The following is a 9,309-nucleotide window of genomic DNA, read 5'->3' on the forward strand; positions in this document are numbered from 1 at the left end:
GGCAGGAGGTAGGGGCTTTACAAGATTACAAGTAACCTCACGCTCTGAAAAAGATGATATTGAAGCTATGAATGTATTAATAAATGCTACAAATATATTAGAACGTCACACTGCGTCCATTACAGGGTTGGAAGTCGAATGGTGTGAAAAAGAGGGTAATCCTACTCCTTCTTTTGATGCAGAAACAAATAAATTCCAAGGTTGGTGCTACATGCGCCTAGAACACTTGGAAGCATAGAGGTGAATGAATTGACCGAAAAAAAGACAACAAAACAACAGATTTTATGTGAAGGTCCCATTGAAGGTAATGGGGCTTTATTTTATAGATTGCGTGATGATTTAGATATCATGCCAGGGCAACTATTAGAAATCGGTAATGGGAAAAATCAAACAATTACAAAAGAAGAAGCAGAATTATTACTTGCTGCTCCTTCTTGGAACTTTAGAGAGGTGGCTAAATAATGAGTTTATATAAAGTTACTGCAAAAAATATCGTTGGTGGAGCTGGTCGTTTGGTGTGGGCTCCTTTTGGAACTACTCCTCCAGAAAAAATTGCGGATGTTATGGCTACAGCAGAGCCTTATGATCTAAAAGGACCTTGGAAAGACTTAGGTGCAACAAAAGAAGGAATTGAAATTTCTCGTGGATTTGAGACAGAAGAATTTGAAGTGGATCAATTGAAAGGACCGGTTGATACGGAAATTACAAATTGGACTCATGCTCTTAATACACAGTTAGCAGAAAATACAATTGAAAATCGTCAGTTAGCTTTAATCGGTGGTCCTATTATTGAGAATCCTCCAGAATTAGGAACATCAGTTGATACAACTGGAGAATTAGCAATTAATGCCACGATTGTAACGTTCGCCGCTGCTCCAGGAGCTGATTTTAAAGCTGGTGGATATTTAAAGATTGGTAGTCAAGTTTTAAAGATAAATAAAATCTCTGGTAATTCTATTTATCTAGCAGAACCAATTACGCAAGCGCAGCCTACAGCAACTAAAGTATATCCAGTGAAGAGCCTTGGAACTAAAAGAATTGGTTATGGTTCTGTAAGTAACATTCCAGAAATTATGGTTGCAAATATCAGTCAAAAGAAAGATGGCGGTTTATACATGGCCGTATTCCGCAAATGTAAAGTTAGTGGTGACGAAAAAACACAGACATTCAGCAAGGAGAAGCGTGTACTACCATTAGGTTTACAAGCTTTCGCTGTAGAAGGTCTACCAGAGTCAGAAAACGTTTATTACGAAATTGAAGAAAGTCGATAATTTTCGAAAAAAGGTAGGAGGAAGAAATTTATGAAAAACATTTTAAATTCAATCGATGTAGACGAGCATATTGGATCAATCACTCTATCAAATGGGAAGCAGCTACTGCTTCCTAAGATTTCTATGAAAAAAGTTATTCGTATCGTGAAATTCATTGGTGTGGATGGTTTTCGAATTTATAATCAAGCGCGTGCAATTATGATGGATGAAACAATAGATATTTTTGAAGCATACGCACTAATTTTAGAATCATTAAAAGAGGAACAAATCATTCATATTTTATCAATTTTACTGGATGTTTCAGATGAGGAAGCGTTGAAATTAGATCCGAATGAAACATTGGAAGTTTTAATTGAATATGCGGATAAAACTGATTTAGGAAAAACTTTTACTCTAGTCCGTCAGTTAGTGAAGAAGATGTTCAACAAGGAACTGCCGGACTTCAAAACACTAATGGACAAATGGTTTCCAAAGGTAGAGGAGGAGACTCCTGGTCCGAATTTATTGAAGGAATCATCACCTCAATAAGCTTCGTAGCTACACATTATTCTTATAGCGAAGAATATGTACTTGATCATACTCCAGATTGGATAAGAAGAAAGTATAACGATGCTCTAAAACAAAAGTACCAAAATTACAGAGAAACTGTATATGGCCAATTTCAGAGCTTACTGTTATTTGCAGATCAATTGCTTAATGAGGGTAAAAACTTTAATGAAATTCTTCCTCCTACACCTGAGGAAATCCAAAAAGAAGAAATAGAACAAACACAAGAAAATAGTAAATTTACGCAAGGAACATGGTGGAAGTCTGGGTAAAGTGCCCAGGCTTCTTATTTTTTGGGGAAGGAGGAGAATGAATGGGAAATGCAGGACGTTCCTCAATAGATATAACTGCAGATGACAGCCAAGCTAGACGGACCTACCGACAGTTCTTTGATTTTATAGAAGACTCTGGTCGAAGAACTCAACGTAGAATGCGTGATTTTAACCCAATGGAAGGTATCGAACGTGGAATGCGTTCGTTTAGTCCATCTGAAATATTAGATCAAGAAATAAATCGGATGGAGAACCGATTAAGCCGATTTAGTCCCGAACGGCAGATGGAATGGCAAATGAGAAGGATGGCAAGAAGTATAGCCCGTCCTATTTTAAATTTGCCAGAGCATCTGAGCCCTTTCCGTAATGACTTAATTCGTACTCGTTTTGAAATACAGCGTATGGGCTTGGTCGGTACTGAATCATTGGATCAACTGGCTGATGCTGCTATACGGTCTCAAGTTCCGTTAAGTCGGATGATGAGTGCTACAAGCAGTGGTAAAGATGCAGCGAGAGCTATTCAAGAATTAGGCGATACAACAAGAACAACTCAATTAGCCATTATGGGGCTTTCTCGTGATGGAAGAGTACGAGTCTCAACAGAAGAAGCTCAACAACAAATGCGTCGTTTTAACGAACATGTTAGGGAGACTAGACAACGCTTAGAACAATTGCGAGATGCAGGTGATATGGCATCTTATCATGAAGGTATGAGGCAGCTTGAGCGGCAAATGCGAGAAGTAGATAGAGCGATGCAAGCAGCTGCTCGTGGCGGTACTGCTTATACAAATATGTTGGATCAATTAGGGATTCATACGGCCAATACAGCTAACAGAACAGCAATTGCTATGGAGCGTATGAGAGGTAGTTTCATGCGTTCTATTGACCACATGAATGCGATGAAAACTCAATCTCAAAGAATGATGGATGCCTTAGGCGATACAAGTCATATTCAACGGATTGATAGGGCATTTTTACAAGTTGGGGACAGATTAGAGCGAATGGCTCGTCAAGGTACTGCAGCGAATATCGCACTAAGACAACTCGGACCTAACGCTAGTATGAAAGACCTCATGGATCGCGTTCGATTAATTAATACTGGTCTTATGAGAACGCAACAATTAGCTATAGTAGCAGGTATTGCACTTGTTGGGTTTACTACTGTAATGGCTAAAGCTTCTTTCGGACCAGATCCTGCTGAAGTTCGTAAGCAACAGGGAAAAATACAAGAAGCTTACAATGAAGCTTATAACAAGCGTTTACAAGAGCTTACTGATTGGGCTGGATTATTTGAAAAAGTTGAATTAAATGCTGTTAAACCAAAAGCATTAAAAGATAATCTACAAGCGCAAGTCACTATCTTCGAAAAATGGGTTGATAATCTAAAAGAACTGACAAGACGTGGTGTAGATAAAGGTCTAATTGCAGAGTTAGAAAAAATGGGACCGAAAGCACTTGGTGAAATAGAAGCCTTAAATTCAATGTCAGATAAAGAATTAAATAAATATGTGGAGCTTTGGCGGCGTAAAGGTCAATTAGCACGAGAAAAAGTAACGGACGAGCTTTCATATTTAAAAGAATCGACTCAAAGACAAATCCAAGAATTAGAGGAGTCTTTAAAACCACTTGGTCTTGCTTGGGAGCGATTTAAAAATACCTGGTCTAAAGCAGCTGAACCTTTTGTAGAAACATGGGGACGAGTCGCAGCGACGGTTATCGATGCAGGAAATGCTGTTGGTGAATTTGTTATCAAGCTTAACGAGTTAAACCCTAGTATTTCTGCAGCAGCAGGTAACTTTGCATACTTAGTAACAGCAATGACTCTTCTCTTATCTCCTATGGCTATAGGGATCGGAAGGGCAGAAGGAATGAAAGCGGCATTTAACGCTTTATGGATGGTTATTTCGCCAATGGCATTAGGATTCCTTCGTATAGTCGGCATGGCTTCGCTTATATCTGGTGCTATCGTAATTATAGTTGGATCACTTATGAAAATGTGGGATGCTTCAGAAAAACTACGGGATTCGGTCACTAATGGATGGGATGCAATCTCTTCTGCTTTTGCTGAAGGATTTAATTCGGTTAAAAGTGATTCCGAAGATACTGTCAGTGTATGGCGACAAATGGGTGATGCTCTTGCAGGAGTAGTTGACTTCATGGTCATGTGTATAAAGCCATTTGCAGAAATTTTTGGCGGAATGGTTGCAAGTATTATTGAAGGTACAAAAAAGGTATCAGGTTCATTTGCACAAGTGCCACAGGGAGCGCAGCATTATCAAGATTTAAAAGATAAAGCGATTCTTCATATGATGGAACTAAGAACAAAAACTGGTGAAGAAGCTGAACAAGCGAAACAAAAAACTATCCAAGCATTTCAAGAAATGACTAACGAAGTTATTAAAGAACTTGAGGGTAAAAAGGGTAAGTTTGAAATAATGTTTGCTCAATTGATGGGTGTAGTACCTGAGGGTGCCCAAAAAACATTGGAAACGGTTAAAAACAAAATTGTAGATCAAATTAATAAACAAATTGATGCTGCAAGAACTGCTAACCAGGTCCTTATGGAAGGTGTCCAAAAATATCAGGGCGACGTTGCGAAAATGCCAAAAGACTTCGCGGAACAATATCGTCAGGCTATGGCTGTAGCAGATAATAATATTAAGCTGTTCTATGATAAGGCAAGTCAACTTACCGGATTAGCTCAAAGCATAACTAAAGGCGGTATGCTGAGTGTAGAAGCTGGTAAGAAAAAAATGACTGATATTATGACTACTTTTAAAGATGGTGTCGATGCTTTAACAAAACAAACTGACGAAATGCGCGAACAACTAGAAAAAGAAGTTAAGCTCGGGAATGTTGATGCATCAGATCGTAAAGCTGCTTTAGACGCAATCGATTTATATGAGAAAAAACACGTTATGGATCTTATAGGTATTCGTAACGAAGGAACAAAAGCGTTAGAAAATAATTTAAAAGCTGAAGATGCGGCACTTGTTCTAGCAAATCCTCGTAAAAAGGAGTTAGAAAAAGCTGCTTGGTATGAGAAATATAAAGAAGTATTATTTGGAGCAGAAACTTATGGTGAGGCTATGACTCGTTTTCATAGCGAACAAGAAAAAGCTGAAAAAGCTCATAAAGATGCACTAGCTAACTATGAAAAGCAATACGGTAGGGACAAAATTGAAAATCTAAACCAATATACTACTGAATTGTCTAAGGGTACCAAGTCTTCTATCATGTTAGCTGAAACAATGGCTAAAGAAATAGATGGAAAAATGAAAATTGATTTAGGACCTGCTGGAACATTTACTGTCCAGTCGTTTGTTGACAAACTGAAAAACGGTGAATTACAGGCGAATGATGTAGCAGTAGCTAATGCCAATAAATTAAAAGAAGTGTATAAAGTTGATTTGTCCGCTAGTGGTATTCAAAGTATGCAGACTTTCACACAAGCAATGATAGGTAAAGATACTTCTGAAATTAAACAGGTATTAGGCGTAAAACTTTCTAATGATACTAATATCGATCTTGGAATCTATGGTCAAATGACAATCGGTACCTGGATGCAAGGTCTTCAAAACGGGACGCTATCATTTGACACTGTATTCCAATATTTCCAACAACAAGTAAAAAATGGAGTAAAGGTAGATGCCACTGCAGAAGGGCAAGCAAACATGCAGACGCTCGTAAACGGGATGAATGCAGGAGCTATTTCTGTTACTCAAGCAGCTCAACTAATAGGATTAGATATCAAAAGTAATGCTAAAGTTGATCTTGGCTCGGAAGGTACATTCACTGTCGAATCACTTATATTAGGTATGCAAAGTAAGCAAATAGATGCCCAAACTGCTGCAACCATTATTAAAGAATTAATCGCTAATGGCGCAAAACTTGATGCTACCCCTATCGGTTCAGATATTTCAGCAACACTTGGAAATGGACTAATATCAAACAAGTCACCTCAAACTGCTGCAAACCAAACAAAATCAGATGTACAAGGTATCTTAGGAGGTACATCTGATGGAGGTGGGGGTGCTAAAGGTGGCACTGATCTTGGTGAAGGAATTATGTCTAAACGAGGTTATATCAAGGGTAGTGCTTTAGATGTAGTAGCTGCAGCACAAGAAGGTATGCATACGATAGATGGTAATCCTGCAGGACAAAAAGGCGGTAATACTTTCTCTGTTGGATTAGGCGGAATGAAATCGAACGCTCAAACTGCTGGTTCAAATGTTGCAGAAGGCGGAAAAAGTGGAATGAACGGTGTTTCTGGTTGGGAAGGGATTGGATCTCGTCAGGGTAAAGAATATGGTGGCGGAATAGACAGTTCTATGAGTGACACAAAAAGTACAGTTAGTGGATGGATTGAAAAAATCAAAAAACTCTTTGACTTCAAATTAAAATTGCCAGATATAGCATTAGGAAAATTACCACGAATACCGCAACTGAAAATTCTTGGAAATTTCAGTTTGTCGCCGTTATCTGTACCAAATATTGAATGGCATAAACATGGTGGTTTTTTTGATTCAGCTAGAATTATTGGTATCGGTGAAGATGGTCCAGAAGCAGCGGTACCACTTGTTGGTCGTCGTATGGACCCGTTTGCAGATGCAGTATTTAACCGATTTGCTCAGCAATTTGGTGGCGCATTCAGCGGAGGTACCCCATCGGGTGATAGAGAGGGCAATTTAACTGTTCATTTAACCGCTTTAATGGATGGTAAATCAGTGGCTGAAATTACGACGCCATATACAACAGAAATACAAAGAAGAGAAAAAGAAAAGAAAGATCAGTTTTAAGGAGGGTGCTCATGGGTAAATACCAAAGTTTTACATTCAATAACCAAAGAAGAGACTATATTTTAATGCCTAGAGGTCGTAAAAGACCTGCTTGGGCACCTGTTAAACGTAATCTTTTATATACTCCAGGATATCCAGGGGCCAGATTATTGAATACAGATGTAGAGGCACTTCAAATTGATGTGCCTCTTATTGTTAAAGCACAAGACATTGCTGATTTACAAAAAGTCAAAGAGGATTTAGCGAACTGGTTAGTTACAAAAAAAGAATGTGAGCTAATTTTTGATGATGAACCAGATCGCACTTATTTAGCCGTTATAGATGGAACATTTGATGCTGAAGAACTAATCAATCGTGGTAAAGGTGTAATTACGTTTATTTGTCCGATGCCATACAAACTCGGCGCAGTTAAGAAGTTTCCTTTTAGTCGAGATGCAACTGCAGCAATCACTTCAAATTTTACGAACAAAGGGAGCGAGGAAACTCCACCTTTAATTGAAATTGTAGCTTCAAAACCAAGTACTTTTTTATCTGTATGGTATGGTGAATATCCTAATGATCGTAACTATTTCCAAATTGGTTATCCTCAAACAATCGAAGAAAAGCCCGTACAAGAGCGGGAACGTGTAATGTGGGATGATATGTCTACTACTATTGGATGGACTCCTATTACTGGAATGTTTGACGACATGAAAGGCACAGGAGAACTTAAAGTAAAAGATGGAACAGGAATTTACTGTCCGTATTATGGACCAGAAGGAACAGCAGGTTTTCATGGTGGCCTTGCAAAAAAAAATATCCCTGGCGGTCCAATACAAGATTTTGAATTAGAAGCCTGGGTACATTTACAATCTAAAAATGCAGATCAAATGGGGCGTGTGGAAATCATTCTTCTTGATGAAACAGGTAATATGGTAGCGCAGATTAATATGAACGATTTATATTGGTATGCTGAAATTACTAAGGCACATATGACGCTTGGCGATAATGCAGTGCCTGGAAGTAGACGCCTACTCGTAGACACAAGTGGTTCGTATCCTAATACATTTAATCAATTTTACGGGCGACTTCGTATTGCAAGGAGAGGCAAAGAATGGTCCGTTTATGTAGCACGATTTCGAGACGGTACCGAGATTGATGATGCATCTTTAGTAGAGCGCTGGATTGATGAAGTAGGAAACCCAATGACAGGCCGGAAAGTGGCACAAGTTATGATTGCAATTTGCCGATGGGATAGAAACACTCCTGTTTATACAATGCAAATAGATGATTTAAAAATATGGAAAGTCAACAATGTACCTAAAAATTCGAAGCCATATATTTTTGATACAGGAGATAAAATCGTTATCGATACTGCTCGTGGTCATGTAACGATAAATGGTTCCAGTGCTGCTAAATTTAAAGATATGTTTAGTTCATTTCCAAAAGTAATTCCAGGAGAAAATAGAATCGACATAATGCCTCCCGATGTGAACGCGAATATATCATTTAGGGAGAGATATAAATGAGGACACCTAGTGGAGAATTACACATTGTTGATTTTCAAACAGATGAAATTATTTCCGTTTTACAACCTGAAAATTATTGGGAAGACAACCGTCATTGGGAACTAAAAAACAATGTAGATATACTAGAATTCAAAGTTTTTGACGGGACTGAACAAGCGATTGCTTTACAACAGCAGAATTTAATCATTAAAGAAGTCCGGAATGGCCGAATGGTTCCTTATGTAATTAATAATGAGGCAGAAAAAGACTCGAAAGACAGATCACTAAAAATAAGTGCTTCTGGAGCTTGGGTTCAAATCGCACAGGAAGGATTTATAAAACCACAGCGGATCGAAAGTGAAACTGTAGATAAAATGATGGATATAGCTCTTTTAGGAATGAAGTGGAAGCGAGGAAAAACAGAATATTCCGGATTCCATACTCTCACAATTGAGGAGTTTATTAATCCATTAGAATGTTTAAAGAAAATTGCAGCTTTATTTGATTTAGAAATTGAATATCGTGTAGAAATTGTAGGTTCTCAAATTGTCGGTTGGTATGTCGATATGATAAAGCGACGCGGAGACGATTCAGGGAAGGAAATAGAACTTGCAAAAGATTTAGTTGGTATAAAACGGATTGAACATTCAAGGAACATATGTACTGCATTGATTGGATTTGTGCACGGTGAAGGCGATTCTAAAATTACTGTAGAGAGCATAAACAAAGGTTTGCCCTACATCGTAGATGAAGCTGCTTTCCAGCGGTGGAATTCCAAAGGGAAGCATAAGTTCGGATTCTATTCTCCTGAAACAGAGCGAGAAGATATGACGCCGGAACGTCTCATGACGCTTATGAAAATAGAAATGAAAAAACGTATAAATACATTTGTTTCATACGAAGTAGAAGCGCAATCTATAGGGCGTATATACGG

Annotated in this window: 7 protein-coding genes; all 7 read left to right on the forward strand. The window is 38.3% G+C overall.

Going from position 1 to position 9,309, the window contains the following annotated elements; all coding sequences use genetic code 11:
* Positions 1 to 238: hypothetical protein (locus tag MR160_RS31605; protein ID WP_242299029.1), on the forward strand; the 238-nt coding region annotated here is incomplete at its 5' end.
* A gap of 11 nt (positions 239 to 249) precedes the next feature.
* Complete coding sequence (locus MR160_RS31610; RefSeq protein WP_242299030.1) at positions 250 to 462, forward strand: hypothetical protein; 213 nt, start codon at positions 250 to 252, stop codon at positions 460 to 462.
* Positions 462 to 1,271 carry a hypothetical protein gene (locus MR160_RS31615; protein WP_242299031.1) on the forward strand — a complete coding sequence of 270 codons (810 nt, stop codon included), beginning with the start codon at positions 462 to 464 and terminating at the stop codon, positions 1,269 to 1,271. The genes MR160_RS31610 and MR160_RS31615 overlap by 1 nt, the downstream gene beginning before the upstream one ends.
* A gap of 30 nt (positions 1,272 to 1,301) precedes the next feature.
* A complete protein-coding gene (locus MR160_RS31620; RefSeq protein ID WP_242299032.1) occupies positions 1,302 to 1,799 on the forward strand; it encodes a hypothetical protein in 498 nt (165 codons plus the stop codon).
* Positions 1,800 to 2,130: 331 nt separating this feature from the next.
* The gene (locus MR160_RS31625) at positions 2,131 to 6,888 is read left to right on the forward strand and encodes a hypothetical protein (RefSeq protein WP_242299033.1); all 4,758 of its coding nucleotides are present in this window, start codon (positions 2,131 to 2,133) and stop codon (positions 6,886 to 6,888) included.
* Between the two features lie 11 nt (positions 6,889 to 6,899).
* Positions 6,900 to 8,396, forward strand: a complete 1,497-nt coding sequence (locus MR160_RS31630; protein ID WP_242299034.1) for a distal tail protein Dit — start codon at positions 6,900 to 6,902, stop codon at positions 8,394 to 8,396.
* On the forward strand, positions 8,393 to 9,309 hold a 917-nt coding region (locus MR160_RS31635), incomplete at its 3' end, for a phage tail spike protein (protein WP_242299035.1). The genes MR160_RS31630 and MR160_RS31635, both read left to right, overlap by 4 nt.

Source organism: Bacillus cereus group sp. BfR-BA-01382 (assembly GCF_022663475.1).
GTDB classification, from domain to species: domain Bacteria; phylum Bacillota; class Bacilli; order Bacillales; family Bacillaceae_G; genus Bacillus_A; species Bacillus_A thuringiensis_S.

What these genes read in the sequence shown, in the direction of transcription:
- MR160_RS31625 (WP_242299033.1), top strand. Translation starts at nt 2,131, where the DNA reads ATGGGAAATGCAGGACGTTCCTCAATAGATATAACTGCAGATGACAGC.
- MR160_RS31615 (WP_242299031.1), top strand. Translation starts at nt 462, where the DNA reads ATGAGTTTATATAAAGTTACTGCAAAAAATATCGTTGGTGGAGCTGGT.
- MR160_RS31620 (WP_242299032.1), top strand. Translation starts at nt 1,302, where the DNA reads ATGAAAAACATTTTAAATTCAATCGATGTAGACGAGCATATTGGATCA.
- MR160_RS31630 (WP_242299034.1), top strand. Translation starts at nt 6,900, where the DNA reads ATGGGTAAATACCAAAGTTTTACATTCAATAACCAAAGAAGAGACTAT.